This is a genomic window from Fulvimarina thalattae, assembly GCF_040239565.1.
Taxonomy (GTDB): Bacteria; Pseudomonadota; Alphaproteobacteria; order Rhizobiales; family Rhizobiaceae; genus Fulvimarina.
Window position 1 is genome coordinate 1 of record NZ_JBEHWS010000032.1, and the last position, 14,188, is coordinate 14,188.

Genomic DNA, 14,188 nt, shown 5'->3' on the forward strand with positions numbered 1-14,188 from the left:
TGAAGCGATGCCCGACAACGAGGTCACGGCAAAACCGCTCTTTGCGGATCGGCGGCGCTTTGAATCCGACTCTCTTTCGCGGAGCGTTGTCTAACCGGTGAGCATTCGGTCCGTCGACCGGACCCATCACTTCGGCATTTTGGGCAACTCCGGCGGAAACCGCATAAGATTGGGCCTAGCGATGCGTTCACATAAAATCGTCTTTCGGTCGATCGCAGAGCGATTTTGCTCATCTGTGCCTTGCGGCGGTCGCAATCCTGTTTACAGCCGGGATCCGATTGCAGCGTCTTGCAAAGTTGCGCCGGCGTTTGCTTCTTCTGCTTATTACAGTTTGATCTCCTGCTGTTGGACTGTGCCGGGCTCAACCTCGGCGTTTTTTCTATTCTCGAATGATGCGGACCCGTCATGCCTCGCGCACGCAAACCTTTCACTGTGGAAACGAAGAGAAGCCGGCGCTCGGGTCTGGCTGGCAAGAAACGGATGGTTGATGACAAGCCTCAAAGCCTGGCGAAATCGTCCGGCGGCAAGACGCGTCGGTACGAAGTCGATCAGCCAGACGAAACCGAGCGCCAGAAAGCCCTGCGGGACAAGGTCGAGGCAGCGGCGCGGGGTGGCCGTATCCTGGCGGAACGCTCGCACCATATGACGACCGAACCGCGACGGGAGGAAACGGACGTCGATGAGGTTCGGAAACCGACCCGACGGTATCGAAAGAGGCAGCCTGTCCGCTCCATCGATCCGAAGGAGTATGAAGGCGATCATCGTGCTTTGGACCGGACAGCCAAGACGGTTCGTTCTGATGAGGCCTCCTTCGGCTCCACTTCAAAACCGAAGACCGATCAGCTGGTCGCAGGGCTTGCGGGGCTCAACTATCGTGCCCGGCGTCTTGGTCGGACAGGTGGTGTTGCCCTTGGCGATCGCTGGAAGGCGCGTTCAGGCATTCGGAAACAGGTGCGAAAGCGCGGGTTTAAGACGCCCCGATAGCCCAGACGTCAAGAGACTCCCCACATGATGAAAATGCTTGCCACTGCGGTTGTCTAAGGACTGATGAACGCGAAAAGAGCTGTTAATCGGGCGGTACCGGGCCCGTTTCCTCCAATTTTCTATAGCCATTTAAAAACCTAGAAGAATGATTTTTTGGGTATTGGTTTTTGGATGACAGAAATGTCATCCCCTTTCTTTCAGGGCTTAGGACAGCCTTGAACGGCTGGAAGAGAGCACTCGGTGTTTCGGCCAGCCATCTGGCAAGCCCCCTCGCCTCTTCATAGAATGGTGCGACGCGGTCGGTGAGCTTCACCGTCAGGCCGAGATGCATGCCTCGCGCGTTGCGCAGGATCGACAGCTCCACATAGCCGAAGCGGACGAGGTCTACGAGATAGCGGCGGATCGTGCGTGTCGAGCGGGCCATGATATTGCCAGCCGTTCCCTTGGTGATGGTGGTCTCCCGCCCTTTGCCGCAGCGCGCGCGCAAGACCTGGAGGAAGGCCTTGGCGTTCGGCGTGAGGCGATCGTCGCGGGCGGCCGTCGTCGCCATGGGCTGCGCGTACTGACGGCTTTCGTTCGGAGAAGGCCGCCGATGGCGCGGCCGCGCGACCGGCGGACGGGCGACGCCCTTGCCGCCATCCCCTGCCCCACTCGATTGCCTTGCCCGCGCGCTGATCGCCGCCGAACGCCGCTGCGCCTCGGCCATCGAGATCAGACCCGCCGCCTGATCGCGCCAGATCGCCGTACGGGCCTCGAAATCGGGATGAGGCTGCGCACCGGCACTCCCCTCCTCCGTACCCATGCCGGAAAAGAGATCGCGCGGCATCGCATCCCGGTCGGAGCGCGTTACCGAAGCCGGGATCGGCGCTGGCGTCTGGGCAGCGGGAAGCGTTCGCTCGGACCGTGTGGAATGGCCGAACGCTGGACGCACGAAACCCGTGCGGTCGTTATCTTCCGTCATGAATTTCCTTGCGCGAGGCAAACGAAACCCGTGGCGGGGAACCGCGAAATCTATTGACGTGTGATTCGGAAGGGCCTAGATCGGAAGGTGTTCAACGTCTTCAGATCAGGTCCCAGGCGGCTCCCGCTTCGGGGCCTTTTCTTTTGCCTATGAGGCGCCCTCCCCGTCTGGTTTCGTCTCGCCGCTCGCCTCGTCCGATCGGGACGAAGCGCGGAATTCTTCGAACAGCCCCGGCAACCGCTCTGCGAGGAAAGCGGAGAAATCGCCAGCCTGCCGGCCCACAAGCGCGAACTGCGGCTTGCCGCCTGATCCGGTGCCAAGGGTTGCGATCGTCTCGCCGGCTGGATCAGCGATCGTGCGCGGCGCGGCCTGCTTTCCGCTCCTGGCTCCGCGTCCCTCGCTCCACGCCGTCAAGCGTTTGTAAAGCGCACGAAACCGGGCATCGCTGTCGGCGATCCCGGCAAAGCTCTCGCGGCTCGTGAATTCGTTCGCGATCTCGCCGCCGCCACGCTTGGCGATCATCTCGCCGAGTTCGCCCCAGCGCGGCCGCCCGGCCTTGGGCGCGGCCCCGATGCGGCGCACGATCGTCTCAGGCACGCGGGTCGCGACCTGAAGGAGGCGGGTCAGCTGGGTGTTGTCGATCGAGAGTGCCGTGCGGATCGTCTCGCGGGAAAAGCCGCGCTCCTCCAGCGTTCGCGCAAAGAGCGCCCGCTCGATGAAGCTGAGGTCCCGCCGTTCGGCGTTCTCGCGGCCCTGGGAGAGGATCAGCTCTTCGTCCGAGAGTGGGCGAATAATCGCGCGCACCTCGACACCGAGCTCACGCGCCGCCCTCACCCGGCGATGGCCATAAGCCGTCTCGAAGAAGCCCTCACTGGCCTTTTCCGCATCCGAATGGGGCCTGAGCAGCACCGGCACGGCCTGACCGCTCGCCGCGATCGAGGCCTTCAGCGCCTCGAAGCCCGCATCGGGATCACCCGCGTGCGACAGCCGGTCTGCGATCGGCGAGGGCAGGATCTTTTCCGGATTGACCAACACCACATGGCCGCCGCCGGCGATCTCGTCGCGCAGGTTCTTGGCGGCCTCGGCCTCGCGGCGCAGTTCGCCCCAGGATTCGCGCATGGCGTTGATAGCGCCGGAGCGCATGTGCTCGGCGGCTGAGGTACGGGGGAGGGGCTTGTGCATCTCGCCCGCTTCCTCGGTGGGAACCTCTGAGGACCAGGCCGCATCGCTGCCGGGCTTCTCGTTCGCAGCCGTGTCGCTTTTCGTCTTCTCGCCCTCGCCGGAAAGGAGAGCCCGCAGTGCGTCCTTGCGTTTTACCATGCACCTGCCTCCTTTCCGCTTGCGATCGGTGTCGTGCCGGTCGAGCCAGCTGCGATCCGCAATCTGCCAGAGAGGCGAGGGGCGGGGATAAGTTCGGCGGAAATCTCACTCATGCGAATGGCGCCGCAGCTTGGATGGCGTTCCATCATGTCCGCCCCCAAGCCTGTTTCAAGAGCGTTTCCACCTCCGCGTTGACAGCTGTCAACGCCTCGATCGCCCGGTCATATGTCCCCCGCGAAAAGTTCTCGCGGCCCACCTCGTAGAGTGTCTGCTTGGTGAGGCCGGCATCGGAAACGGCGGTCGATTTCACCATGGCGTTGGTGAGGACGCGCGCTCCGAACTGGGCGCGCAGGAAGCCGGCGATCTGCGCCTGCGGCCCGTCATGGGGTTCGTAGCGCGTCACCAGATAGCGCAGGAAATCGAAATTGAGTTCCGCCCCCGCCTCCCGCACCACCGAGAGAAGATCGGAGGTCATGAACAGGAACTGGCTCATCGACGCCACATCCAGCATCTGCGGATGGACGGTGACCAGAACCGAGGTCGCCGCACAGAGCGCGCCGAGGGTGAGGAAGCCGAGCTGCGGCGGGCAGTCGATCACCACCACGTCGTAATCGTCGCGCACCTCGTCGATCGCCGCACCGAGGCGGGCGAAGAAGGGGAGGTCGTTCTCCATGTCGAGAGCGCCGCCCTTTTCAGCGAGCTGGCGCGGCGTCGTGTGCTCGAATTCCTGAAGCTCCAGATTGCCCGGCACCAGATCGAGCCCGTCGAAATAGGTACGGCGCACGATCTCGCGCAAAGGCCGGCGACGCTCGTCATAGCGGATCGCCGCATAGAGCGTCTCGTTCTCCTGAAGGTCAAGCTCGGGCTGATAGCCGAGGAGGGCGGAGAAGGAGGCCTGCGGATCGAGATCGACGGCGAGGGTCCGATAGCCCTGAAGCGCAAGATACTGCGCAAGATGGGCCGAGGTCGTCGTCTTGCCCGAGCCGCCCTTGAAGTTGGTGACGGCGATGACCTGAAGATGCTCGCCGGCTTTCTCGTCGCGCCATTTCAGATATTGCCGCGCCTTGGCGCTGCCTGGCTCGTGCTGGTCGGCAAGATGCCGGCGCAGCGCGTTGATCGTATCCAGCGTATAGGAGCGGCGGCCGTTCGCATGGGTCTCGGGCTGCGGCCCGTCGCCGGAGATCGAGAGCTGGCGGAGATACCCGTCGGAGACGCCGATCAGTTTCGCGGCCTCGCCGGAGGTGAAGGCGCGCAGGGCCTTTTGCGAGGTTGGTGGAAACAGCCGTTCGCGCATCGCCGAGAGCTGGCTGGAAAGCAACTCAGCATCCCGCGCGATCTGTTCGTCGGCTTTCCGCACCGTTTGCAAACTCATATCATGCCCGCCATGTCGTCCATCCGTGGGAGATGGCGCATCACGCTCGGGCCGTCACGACCGCTATGTTCCGGTCACGACTCGCCTCCGCGATTGCGGCTCCCACCTCTTGTTACGCCTCGAAGATGGATCGACGCTTGTTATCCGTAAGCGACGATGGCGAAGCGAGTGAGTCGAGTCAAGCGGACGAATGCAGGCGCCTCTCACATGCCGGGCGGGTCGCTCGCGGTTCGCATGCAGGGCAATTGCGGGCGAACCGAGCTGATTGACAGCTGTCAATCGCATATCGCCATGCGTCAGGCTCATCTAATGCGCCGCCGAGGATGACTTGGAAGCTAGGTCGCGGAACTGGCGTTTCCGTCTAGCGGCTCTGACACCAAACGGTCGTCCATAGCTCCGGGAGGATGAGCGTGAAGGCGATCAAGGTCGCGGTCCAGAAAGACGGGATGAGATAGGGGAGGGCAGGCGTGGAAGGATTTAAGCAGCCGCGTGCAGGTGGATAACCGAATTCGCGGGGCACCCTGTCCGGTAACCGCCGGGCGATGCAAATGCACCGCCCGGCGGGATCATTCAGGTCACTTCGCCAGATCGTAGCGGTCGAGCATCATCACCTTGTTCCAGGCGGCGACGAAGTCATGGACCAGACGCTCGTGGCCGTCGCTGCCAGCGTAGACCTCGACGATCTGGCGCAGCTGGGCGTTCGAGCCGAAGATCAGGTCGCAGCGGGTCGCCGTGAACTTCTGGGCACCCGACTGGCGGTCGTTGAGCGTGAAGCTCATGCCCGCCTCGTCCGCCTTGCGCCACTCCATCCGCATGTCCGTGAGAGCGAGGAAGAAGTCGTTCGACAACACGCCCGGCCGATCCGTGAAGACGCCGTGCTTGGAGCCGTCCCAATTGGTGTCGAGGACGCGAAGCCCGCCGGTCAGCGCGGTCCATTGCGGCGCGGTCAGCGACAGGAGCGCCGCCTTGTCGAGGAAGAGCTGCTCCGGCGGCACGTTGAAGACGATGTCCTCGCGGTGATAGTTGCGGAAGCCGTCCGAGACCGGCTGCAACCAGTCGAACTGTTCCACATCCGTCAGCTCCTGCGTCGTGTCCATGCGGCCCGGCGCGAACGGCACGGTGACTTGGACGCCCGCGTCCTTGGCCGCCTTTTCGACAGCCGCGCAGCCGGCGAGGACGACCATGTCGGCGAGCGAGATCTTCTTCGTCCCTGATTGAGCCGCGTTGAACTCGTCCATGATCAGGCGAAGGCCTTCCAGCACCCTGTTGGTGCGGGCCGGATCGTTGACCTGCCAGCGGTTCTGCGGCTCGAGCGCGATGCGCCCGCCATTGGCGCCGCCCCGCTTGTCGGACACGCGGTGCGTCGAGGCCGCGCTCCAGGCGACGAAGACGAGGTCCGACACCGACATGCCGGCTGAGAGGACCTTGTCCTTCAGGCTCTTCACATCGCTCTCGCTCACCGTCTCATGGTCGAGATCGGGGATCGGGTCCTGCCAGAGGAGATCCTCTTCCGGCACTTCCGGTCCGAGATACCGGCTCTTCGGGCCCATGTCGCGATGGACGAGCTTGAACCAGGCCCTCGAGAAGGCGTCCGTGAAGGCGTCGAAGTCGGCGAGGAACTTCTCGCAGACCTTCCGGTATTCCGGATCCATCTTCAGCGCGAGATCCGACGTCATCATCATCAGGGGATGCATTTCGCCGGTATGGGCGTCCGGCGTCTTCGGCGCGTCCGGATCGACCGGCATCCACTGGAGGGCGCCTGCCGGGCTCTTGGTCTGCTTCCACTCGAACTTGAAGAGGTTCGTCAGATAGTCGTTGTCCCACTTGGTGGGGTTCGGCGTCCACGAGCCCTCGATGCCGTTGGTCATCGTGTACTGGGCGAAACCGGTGCCGTTCGGGTTCTGCCAGCCCATGCCCATCGCCTCGATCGGCGCGCCCTCTGGGGCCGGTCCGATCTCATCGGGCGGGGTCATGCCGTGGGACTTGCCGAAGGCGTGGCCACCGGCGATCAGCGCGACGGTTTCCTCGTCATTCATCGCCATGCGGCCGAAGGTGGTGCGGATGTCGCGCGCCGAATCGAGTGGATCGCCGTTGCCGTTCGGGCCTTCGGGATCGACGTAGATCAGCGCCTGGTGCGAGGCGGCGAGGGGGTTCTCCAGGTCGTAATAGTCGTCCTTCGGTTCGCCTTCCCAGCGCATGGTCCGCGTCACCATCTGGTTGGGATGGCCTTCCAGAGGTCCGGGCGCCGTCTCCGACGGCTTCTTGCCGTTCCAGCCCTCGGGGCCCCAGTAGATCGCCGTATCCGGTTCCCAAGCATCGATGCGGCCGCCGGCGAAACCGAATGTCGGAAAGTCCATGATCTCGAGCGAGCAGTTGCCCGCGAGGATGATGAGATCGGCCCAGGAGAGCGCGGTGCCGTATTTCTGCTTGATCGGCCAGAGCAGGCGGCGCGACTTGTCGATATTGCCGTTGTCCCACCAGGAATTGACCGGCGCGAAACGCTGCATGGCCTGTCCGGCGCCTCCGCGACCGTCCGCCCGGCGATAGGTGCCCGCCGAGTGCCAGGCCATGCGGATCATCTGCGGCCCGTAATTGCCGTAGTCGGAGGGCCACCAGTCGACGGAGGTCGTGAGGAACGCCTTGATGTCCTTCTTCACCTCTTCCAGATCGAGGCTCTTGAAGGCTTCGGCATAGTTGAAGTCCTTGCCGAGAGGGTCGGCCTCTGCCGGGTTCTGGTGCAGCTGCTCGACCTTCAGCCGGTTCGGCCACCAGTGTTCGAGCGTCGGCTCCGAACCGAGCGCGCCGCCTACGCGCGTTCCGCCGAAGGGGCACTCGCCGCGATTGGGGATGTCTGCCTTGATGTTCATGATGATCGAACCTTTGCTGCGAAATTGTGAGATCCTGACGGACCACCCGGAGCCGGCGCGGCCTGCCTTATGGGGCTTGAGACACAGTTAGAGGGCTTCGGGAAAACGTCGTGGCGTGCGACGAATTTTCCGGCAGGCCGCGACCGGGTAAATCTGTCATGCGGCGGCGGCATCGGGTCCGAGACTTTCAAAGACGACCTGATCCTCGTGGTCGGACGCCAAATAGGCCTACAGACGTATCACGCAAGCACTGAGTTCAGCGGATGGAACGCGGCCCGGCCTCGTCCTCGCCCGGTCTTGCCGGGTCGATCGCCGCTCTCAGCGCCTCCTTGCGGGCGCGCCAGCGCTTCCAGGGCGGGGTCTGCGAGACAAGGATGAAGACTGCGGAGAGGAACAGCGCCAGCGAAAGCGGGCTCGTCAGGATGCCGAGGAAGAAGTCCGGCAGCGAGCCGCGCTCGATGATGATGGCCCGCCGCCAGTTGTCGTCGAGAAGGCGCGACAGAATTACGCCGAGGATCACCGGGCCGAGCGGATAGGCGTAGAGTTTCATGAAATAGCCGAAGATGCCGAAGCCGAGCATCCAGTAGACGTCGCCGATCGAATTGTTGACCGCATAGGCCCCGACGATCGAAAGAAGCATGATCAGCGGGATCATGACCGAGCGTGGCATTTCGACGATCTTCACGAAGAGCCGGATGCCGGTCAGTCCAAGCACGACCATGAAGACGTTGGCGAGCGTCAGCGCACCCACGATGAACCAGAACATGTCCGGCCGGTCGACCATCAGCATCGGGCCCGGATTGAGCCCGTGTATGAAGAGCGCGCCGATCATGATGGCGGTGACGGCATCCCCCGGAATGCCGAGCGTCATCATGGGAATGAAGGCGCCGCCCACCGCCGCGTTGTTCGCTGTTTCCGGTGCGACCAGTCCCTCGATCGCGCCGTCGCCGAAGGGGCGTTCGGGGTTTTTTGTCGAGCGCTTGGCGTGGTCGTAGGCCATCAGTGCGGCGATATCGCCGCCGGTGCCGGGCAGGGCGCCTATGAAGACGCCGATCGCCGAGGTCTTGATCGAGAGCGGCAGATGCTTCCTGACCGTCGAGAGTGACGGAACGATCCGGGTGATCGTCTGACGGACGGCGGCGGTGGAGACGTGGTGCAGCTGCGCCAGCGCTTCCGATACGCCGAAAAGACCGATCATCACCGCGATGAAGCTGATCCCGCCCATCAGCGTCGGCGAGCCGAAGGTGAAACGTTCGGTGAAGGTGAGGGGGTCCATCCCGACCGCCCCGATCGCGACGCCGAGCGCACCTGAGAATATCCCCTTGAGCAGCGAGCCGCCGGAGAGCGAGCCGACCAGAAGAAGGCCGAGAACGGCAAGAAGCAGATAGTCGCGCGGCTGGAAGAGGAGGGCGAAATCGGAGACGAAGGGCGCCGCCACCGCAAGGACGAAGATGCCGATGAAGCCGCCGATGAAGCTCATCACCGTCGTCACACCGATGGCGGTTCCCGCCTCGCCACGCTGGGCCATGGGATAGCCGTCGAGCGCGGTCGCGATCGCCGAGGGCGCGCCGGGAATATTGAGGAGGATCGCGGTCCGCGAGCCGCCATAGACACCGCCCATATAGATTCCGACCATCAGCGCGATGGCCGGATAGACGTCCCATGAGAAGGTGAAGGAGATGAGGATCGATACCGCCATGGTGACCGACAGCCCCGGGATCGCCCCGACATAGATGCCGGCGAAGGTGCCGAGGCCGACGAGCGCCAGGAGCTCCGGACTGGTATAGGCGGTGAAGAAGCCCGAAAGCGCGTCCATTTCAGCCCCCGCTCATCCGAACAGGCCACGCAACAGGGCGAGAATCTCGCCCTCCGGTACGACGCCCGGCGGCATCAGCACGGTGAAGACCAGGCGGAACAGGCCATAGACGACGAGAAGGCTGGCGAGCGATACGGCGAGGGTAAAAAGCCAGCCGCGCCGCGCCAGAAGTTTGATCGCGAGCACGAGAAACAATGCCGAGGTTGGCAGAAAGCCGAGCGGCACCAGAAGAAAGGCGTAGGCGACCAGCATCGCCGCGAGAATGAGAACGACCGGCGGCAGGATATGCCGCGCGATGGTTTCGTCGGACGCGCGCGGCTTTCTGAGGGTGCGCGCGAGGATGATCACGGTCGTCCCGACCATCACTGCGGTCGTCGCCATCGGAACGGCCCCCGGAGCGCTCAGCGACTCGAAGCCGGAAATGCCGTAGGCGCTCCACAGAAGGGTCGCGCTGGCGACGGCGAGAAAGACGGAAAACGCCGCTTCGCCCGGACGGCGCGTCCTTTGTTCCTGCATGATGATCCGCTCGGAAAAGGTCGGGAGCAACGCGCGGCTTCCCGAATGATATCAGCCTGGAAGATGAGCCGGGGACCGGCCGATGAGAGACCGGCCCGTCCATGACCGACGGCGAGCGTGATGCACCGTCCGCCTGTCTGAACGGACCGGTCCATCAGCCGGTCGCGATTACATGCCGTCCGGCTTGGGGATGCCGAACTCTTCCGGCGAGGACTTGTTGAGACCGGCATCCTGCATCAGCCAGGTGGTGGTGCTCTGCCAGTCCTCCATGAAGCTCGCGGCCTCTTCGCCGGAGATGTTCATGATGGTGTAGCCGCGATTGCTCATGAGTTCCTCGAACTCCGCGGTTCCGGCGGCCGTGCTGTAGGCTTCCTGCAACTTCGACACCGCCTCGTCCGGCGTTCCGTTCGGCACGAAGATGCCGAAGAATGGCCCCCAGGGCAGGAACTTGTCGAATTCCGGATTGGTCTCGGTGATCGGCGCGGTGTCGGGAAGTTCCTCGATCGGCTCGTTCGAAAAGACGGCGAGCGGCTTCATATTGCCGGCACGCACGCCCTCGATCGCGACACCGAGAACCGCCGGCATCACGTCGATCGCGCCGCTCTGGAGAGCTGTCAGCGCCGGGCCGTCGCCGTCATAGGGAACGAAGGTGACCGGAAGATCGCCGGCGGCATCCTCGATCATCGCGGTCACGACGGAAGGCAGGCCGCCCGGGCCGGTGGAGCCGAAGCGCACCGTGTCCGGATTGGCCTTGATGTATTCGATCATCGCCGGATAGGTGTCGAAGGGCGCATCCGGACCGGCGACGAGAATGGGCGTGCCGCGGGCAAGGATGTTGATCGGAATGAAGTCCGCATAATCCTTCTGGCCGAGACCCATCACCTTGTAGAGCAGCGGGTTTTCGGCACCCATCAGCATGGTGTAGCCGTCGGCCTCGGCATTGGCGACCTGGTTCAGCGCGATGGCGCCGACGCCGCCGGTGACGTTCTGCATGACGATCGACTGGCCGAGCACCTCTTCGGCCTTCGGGGTCACCGCCCGCATGACCGTGTCGGTCGAGCCACCGGCGCCCCACATGATGATGCCCTGGATCTCCTTCGTCGGAAAATCCTGCCCGATCGCAGGCGTAGCCGCGACGAGAGCAAGCGCCGCAGCGGACAGAGTGATGGCGGACAATGGCTTCAAGATAACCTCCCTGCAAGATCCGGGTCTTTTCATCAGAACTCCGCCGCCCGAACAGCGAAGCACTTCCGTGCCGGGTGTCTCATCACAGCCAAAATAAGGCAAACACTATCTTGCCCGGCTGACGTCTCCGGCATGGCAAGACCGATGCCCGAGGAGATCCCGGGCATCGCCAGCGAATTTGGAGCTCGCAGGCCGGGAAGCAGCTTCGGCCTCGCCGGCAAGTGGACGGTCAACCGACAGGGCGGTCTCGTCGCGCAGATCTTCGGGACCTGAGTTTGGGTTTGCGACAAGCCCCGATGATTTCGGCCCGCTCTCAGCCGAGGCGTTCGGCGTGCCAGGCGAGATGGTCGTCCATGAAGGTGGAGATGAAGTAGTAGCTGTGGTCGTAGCCTGGCTGCAGGCGCAGGGTCAGTTCGATGCCGGCATTCGTGCAGGCTTTTTCGAGGAGTTCCGGCTTCAGCTGTTCGGCGAGGAAGCCGTCGGATTCGCCCTGATCGACGAGGAGCGCATCGACCCGCGCGCCGTCCTCGATCAGCGCTACCGCGTCGTGCTTGCGCCACTTTGCCTTGTCGTCGCCGAGATAGCCCGGCAGAGCCTTGTGGCCCCAGGGCACCTGGCTCGGCGCGACGATGGGGGCGAAGGCGGAGACCGCTTTATAACGGTCTGGGAAGGTGAGGCCGATCGTCAGCGCGCCGTGTCCGCCCATGGAATGGCCCATGATAGACTGGCGATCCATGTCGGCCGGGAAATTCTCGGCGATCAGTGCCGGAAGCTCGTCGGTGACATAGCTCCACATGCGGTAGTTATTGGCGAACGGCTCTTCGGTGGCGTCCACATAGAATCCGGCCCCGAGGCCGAAGTCGTAGGCCTTTTCGGCGTCGTCGGCGACGTCATCGCCGCGCGGGCTGGTGTCGGGGGCGACGAAGATCAGGCCGAGCTCGGCGCAGCGGCGGCGGAATTCGCCCTTTTCGGTGACGTTCGCATGGGTGCAGGTGAGGCCCGACAGATACCAGACGACGGGCAGTTTCGCGCCCTCTGCATGGGGCGGCACGTAGACCGAGAAGGTCATCTCGGTACCGGTTTCGCGCGAGGCGTGCTTGTAGACGCCCTGGGTGCCGCCATGGGCCTTATTGGTGGAAACGGTTTCCATCACTTCAGTCTCCCTGCTTGATTGTCGTGTCGAACCTGCGGGCGCACCGGGCCGTTCAGGCGTTTCGCGGTGCGGTTCGTGTCATGTCGATATGGGGTATGCCGTCCTCGTCGTAAGGCTCGGAGGCCACCTCAAACCCGTGCCGGGCGTAAAAGGCCTGAAGATGGGCCTGGGCCGAGACGGTCAGATCCCGCCGCGGAAAGCGCCGGCCCACATAGCGCAAGGCCTCGGCCATCATCTCGTGGCCAAAACCGTGGCCCCGAAAGGCCGCCGCCGTCGCGATGCGGCCGATCCGGATCAAATCCCCGTCTTCGCGGATGCGCAGGCAGCCGGCGAGATCCTCGCCGACCGTCACGCGCAGATGGATCGCGTCCGGGTCCGCGCCGTCGATCTCGGCGAAGACGCAGGTCTGCTCGACCACGAAGACGAGGCTGCGCAGGCGCAGGAGATCATGGATCTCCAGCGCCGACAGCTCCTCGAACGCGCTCCACCTGAAGGCGATGTCCGGCTCTTCGTGCCCGGCGGAAAGGGTCACGCTCAGTAGACGACGACGGACCGGATCGACTTGCCCTCATGCATGAGGTCGAAGCCCTTGTTGATCTCTTCGAGGCTGAGAGTGTGGGTGATCATCGGATCGATCTGGATCTTGCCGTCCATGTACCAGTCGACGATCTTCGGCGTATCGGTGCGCCCTCTGGCGCCGCCGAAGGCCGAGCCCTTCCAGACGCGTCCGGTGACGAGCTGGAACGGACGCGTCGAGATCTCCTTGCCGGCTTCCGCGACACCGATGACGACCGAAACGCCCCAGCCGCGATGGCAGGCTTCCAGCGCCTGGCGCATAACCATGGTGTTGCCGGTGCAGTCGAAGGTGTAGTCGGCCCCGCCGCCGGTCAGCTCGACCAGATGCGCGACGATATCGCCGTCGATCTCCTTGGGATTGACGAAATGCGTCATCCCGAACTTCTCGCCCCACGACTTCTTTTCGTTGTTCAGGTCGACGCCGATGATCTTGTCGGCGCCGACGAGCTTCGCACCCTGGATGACGTTGAGGCCGATGCCGCCGAGGCCGAAGACGACGACATTGGCGCCGGGCTCGACCTTGGCCGTATTCACCACCGCGCCGACGCCGGTCGTGACGCCGCAGCCGCAATAACAGGAGGTCTTGAAAGGCGCGTCCTCGCGGATCTTCGCGACCGCGATCTCAGGCAGGACCGTGAAATTCGAGAAGGTGGAGCAGCCCATATAGTGGTAGATCGGCTGGCCCTTGTAGGAAAAGCGCGAGGTGCCGTCCGGCATCACACCCTTGCCCTGCGTGGCGCGGATCGCGGTGCACAGGTTCGTCTTGCCCGAAAGGCAGGACTTACACTGGCGGCATTCCGGCGTGTAGAGCGGGATGACGTGGTCGCCCGGCTTCACATAGGTGACGCCCGCGCCGACCTCGCGCACGATGCCCGCGCCCTCGTGGCCGAGAACCGACGGGAACAGGCCCTCGGAGTCCAGCCCGTCGAGCGTATAGGCATCGGTATGGCAGATGCCCGTCGCCATGATCTCGACGAGAACCTCGCCCTCTTTCGGTCCTTCGAGATCGAGTTCGACGATCTCGAGTGGCTTCTTGGCCTCGAAGGCGACGGCAGCTCTGGTCTTCATGCGCATGGGTTCCCTGGGACGCGAGTTTCGACGGTTCGTAGCCATTTCGAGCCGGCTTGCAACCCTTTTCTGCACTCGCCGGAGAACGCAATTTTCGCCGCACATGAACCCGGCTCCTTAAGCGGTCCAAGTCGCCGCCCGAGTTGTTGCGAAGAGGCACGTTTCACGAAATTCAGTTTTCCTGTCCGGTCGCCCTCGGCGAACGGCTATTCAAGAACGCGGCAGCCAAGCGGATAGCGCACTGACCTGCCCCCCCCCCACCCCGAAGGTCTCCTTTGTGAAGTTTCGCTGTGCAGCCGAGGGAACGGGGAATCCATCGCGAAGTGCAACGCCGTCATGGCAATCGAATTTGGACGTCCTTGCCAAGCTC

The 14,188-nt window shown here is 63.7% G+C and carries 12 protein-coding genes; 2 read left to right on the forward strand and 10 right to left on the reverse strand.

From position 1 onward, the window contains the following. The first annotated feature begins 480 nt into the window (after positions 1-480). Positions 481-984: a hypothetical protein gene (locus tag ABRA89_RS19540; protein ID WP_349943178.1), complete on the forward strand. Its 504-nt coding sequence runs from the start codon at positions 481-483 to the stop codon at positions 982-984. A gap of 82 nt (positions 985-1,066) precedes the next feature. Here ABRA89_RS19540 and ABRA89_RS19545 read toward each other — a convergent pair whose 3' ends face one another. From ABRA89_RS19545 to ABRA89_RS19575, 7 genes are all read right to left on the reverse strand, one after another. Further along, positions 1,067-1,945: a helix-turn-helix domain-containing protein gene (locus ABRA89_RS19545; RefSeq protein ID WP_349943179.1), complete on the reverse strand. Its 879-nt coding sequence runs from the start codon at positions 1,943-1,945 to the stop codon at positions 1,067-1,069. A 147-nt stretch (positions 1,946-2,092) separates the two neighbouring features. Further along, positions 2,093-3,265, reverse strand: coding sequence for a plasmid partitioning protein RepB (gene repB / locus ABRA89_RS19550; protein WP_349943180.1), 1,173 nt, complete (start codon positions 3,263-3,265; stop codon positions 2,093-2,095). Between the two features lie 145 nt (positions 3,266-3,410). After that, positions 3,411-4,637: a plasmid partitioning protein RepA gene (gene repA, locus ABRA89_RS19555; RefSeq protein ID WP_349943181.1), complete on the reverse strand. Its 1,227-nt coding sequence runs from the start codon at positions 4,635-4,637 to the stop codon at positions 3,411-3,413. 575 nt (positions 4,638-5,212) lie between these two features. After that, a complete protein-coding gene (gene katG, locus ABRA89_RS19560) occupies positions 5,213-7,504 on the reverse strand; it encodes a catalase/peroxidase HPI (protein WP_349943182.1) in 2,292 nt (763 codons plus the stop codon). 256 nt (positions 7,505-7,760) lie between these two features. Then, entirely contained in the window at positions 7,761-9,320 is a 1,560-nt protein-coding gene (locus ABRA89_RS19565; protein ID WP_349943183.1) for a tripartite tricarboxylate transporter permease, read from the reverse strand. Between the two features lie 12 nt (positions 9,321-9,332). Then, positions 9,333-9,836: a tripartite tricarboxylate transporter TctB family protein gene (locus tag ABRA89_RS19570; RefSeq protein ID WP_349943184.1), complete on the reverse strand. Its 504-nt coding sequence runs from the start codon at positions 9,834-9,836 to the stop codon at positions 9,333-9,335. Between the two features lie 168 nt (positions 9,837-10,004). Further along, a complete protein-coding gene (locus ABRA89_RS19575; protein WP_349943185.1) occupies positions 10,005-11,021 on the reverse strand; it encodes a Bug family tripartite tricarboxylate transporter substrate binding protein in 1,017 nt (338 codons plus the stop codon). 144 nt (positions 11,022-11,165) lie between these two features. Here ABRA89_RS19575 and ABRA89_RS19580 point away from each other — a divergent pair, with 144 nt between their 5' ends. Further along, positions 11,166-11,294 (forward strand): hypothetical protein, encoded by a 129-nt coding sequence (locus ABRA89_RS19580; protein ID WP_349943186.1) that lies wholly within the window; start codon positions 11,166-11,168, stop codon positions 11,292-11,294. A gap of 40 nt (positions 11,295-11,334) precedes the next feature. Here ABRA89_RS19580 and fghA read toward each other — a convergent pair whose 3' ends face one another. The 3 genes from fghA to ABRA89_RS19595 are packed head-to-tail and all read right to left on the reverse strand — an operon-like array spanning position 11,335 to position 13,818. Then, positions 11,335-12,171 (reverse strand): S-formylglutathione hydrolase, encoded by an 837-nt coding sequence (gene fghA / locus ABRA89_RS19585; protein ID WP_349943188.1) that lies wholly within the window; start codon positions 12,169-12,171, stop codon positions 11,335-11,337. Between the two features lie 55 nt (positions 12,172-12,226). After that, complete coding sequence (locus ABRA89_RS19590) at positions 12,227-12,706, reverse strand: GNAT family N-acetyltransferase (RefSeq protein ID WP_349943189.1); 480 nt, start codon at positions 12,704-12,706, stop codon at positions 12,227-12,229. Positions 12,707-12,708: 2 nt separating this feature from the next. Continuing rightward, the gene (locus ABRA89_RS19595) at positions 12,709-13,818 is read right to left on the reverse strand and encodes an S-(hydroxymethyl)glutathione dehydrogenase/class III alcohol dehydrogenase (RefSeq protein WP_349943190.1); all 1,110 of its coding nucleotides are present in this window, start codon (positions 13,816-13,818) and stop codon (positions 12,709-12,711) included. Between the last annotated feature and the right edge of the window lie 370 nt (positions 13,819-14,188).